The 1,979-nt window shown below is 29.6% G+C and carries 2 protein-coding genes; both read right to left on the bottom strand.

The genetic code is table 11. The features are described from left to right. Positions 1 to 322: 322 nt before the first annotated feature. Positions 323 to 1,027: a tetratricopeptide repeat protein gene (locus BM201_RS17960; protein ID WP_092545205.1), complete on the bottom strand. Its 705-nt coding sequence runs from the start codon at positions 1,025 to 1,027 to the stop codon at positions 323 to 325. A 142-nt stretch (positions 1,028 to 1,169) separates the two neighbouring features. Continuing rightward, the coding region (locus tag BM201_RS17955) for an SUMF1/EgtB/PvdO family nonheme iron enzyme (RefSeq protein WP_092545203.1) at positions 1,170 to 1,979 on the bottom strand (810 nt) is incomplete at its 5' end.

The following is a 1,979-nucleotide window of genomic DNA, read 5'->3' as shown; positions in this document are numbered from 1 at the left end:
TTTTTTTACGATCAGTTCGGTTTTTGGGAGTGATTGGATCAGGAGCAATTGAAGGTAACGGTCTCGATTATCGCAAGTAGCGAATTAACAGACACGGATTTGTCGGCTTATTCTTTTCTTGCTTGGTTTCTAAAATAACAATTTTTAATCTAAAAGCCGCTATTTGCGATGAATCGTTGTTGTAAGCAGTGCCTTAGTCATATTTCCCTTAACATTTTCTTTTTTGTCTATAATAAGCGACAAATATTAAAGAAATAGGAAAGAATAGAATTATTAAAATCCATTTAAAAAGATTTAAAATGATATTCATTTTTGAGCATTTTTATAAACAGTGTTTTTTTAGCATTTCTCGTGCTTCCTTATCACCCAATTTCGCAGACATAATAAAGTTTGAACAAGCATTTAATGAATCTTTTTTTCCAATATAAGCTTTACCTAGTAAAAAATAACAATTCTTTTTTTCATAATTTGCATCTAGTGACTTTTTAAAATCAGAAATTGCATTATCATATAGATCTGAATTTAAATACTCTATACCTCTCTCATACAGTATTTCATACTTCGGAACATAATAATACAAATCTTTGTCAGAGCCGTCAAAATATTTGGTTGGGTTAATCATTACTAGTCCTCCATTAGAAACAGTCCATTTTTTTATAGCACCTTCTGTATTAATTGCTTTTGAATAATATAAAATAGCATTATTATGTTCTTTTAATACACTGTAATTATTAGCAATATTATATAAAGCCGCTGTATTATTAGAGTCAAATTGTAAAAGATCAGAATAATCATCAATTGCTCCGTGAATGTCTCCAATTTCAGTCTTATAATAGCCACGATTTAGTAGAGCAGCACGGAATTGATTCTTTTTTTTAATTGCTTCATCAAGCATATCAATTGCTTTTTCATAATTCCCTCTCTCTTCATACTTAAATGCTTTACTATAATATTCCTCGGGAGAAGTTAGATTGCAAGAAATAAATGCAAACGAAAATAATAATATGTAAATAATTCTATTTGGCATTGTTTACAACGGTTTGCGGTTATCGCAAGTTGCGGGAGTAGGGTCGCGGATTTGTCGGATTAAGGATTACTTTTCTGGGTTACTAGAATTATACTTTTTCCACAATTACCCGTAATTTGTGATGAACCGCTGTTGGCAATAGTTATGGTTGAATTTCACATACGCAACGAAATCCCGTGACTTCATTCGGAAAATCAATCGGTGAAATACCTTTCCAGTTATCACCAAAAATTTCTTCAGAAATCGTGAATTCTGAAATGTTATATTTTATGAAATCACTAATTTTTTTATCTGTTTTAAATTTTGTTGGATTTCTTCCATTATCAAATTTGAATATTTTTCTTTTTGAGAAAATTTTTTGTGCCAAAATTAGCTCATCCTTTCTAGGTAATCTATATTGTATACTTTGAGTGACAGGTTTGTCCATATTTAACCAAAGATATTCTACCATTTCTGTTCTCCATGTACAAAAATCTTTTGCCTGTTCTTTGGAAATTCTTAATACTGGAGAATATTCATATTTAATATTTTCAAAATAACCCTTCTTTGTAAGTAAGCTTTTTTCTTTTTTCAAGTTTTTTAGAAATGATGGATAAAGAGTTATTATTTTATCAAATTTTTGATCTGTACTTTCGTGGAATTCTGAAAATGAATTAAATCCTTTTCTTCTAAGAAAGTGTTTTGCAGTTAAATACTCTAAGAACATTTTATTAGTAACAGGAGCTTTATCGATATAAAGACTATCTTCTAAAAAAATAGTTCCTGGTGGAGCTACTAATATTTCTTGACTTTTTACTAAAGTTGAAGTCAATATAAAAACTAAAATGGTGACTAAAATTTTCTTCATAATTATTGCCAACGTCTGCGGATATCGACTGTAGCGTTTTGGTTTTTTAGTTTTATCCGATATCACTGTTTCCAGTAAAAATAGTAAAAACTTTCGAATAGCTCG

The sequence above is a fragment of the Zunongwangia mangrovi genome (assembly GCF_900112105.1).
GTDB lineage: Bacteria > Bacteroidota > Bacteroidia > Flavobacteriales > Flavobacteriaceae > Zunongwangia > Zunongwangia mangrovi.
Note: the sequence above shows the minus strand (reverse complement) of the source record. Positions and strands in the feature narration are given on the sequence as shown.

Coding starts and splice junctions, on each gene's coding strand:
- BM201_RS17960 (WP_092545205.1), bottom strand. CDS start 1,027: ATGCCAAATAGAATTATTTACATATTATTATTTTCGTTTGCATTTATT.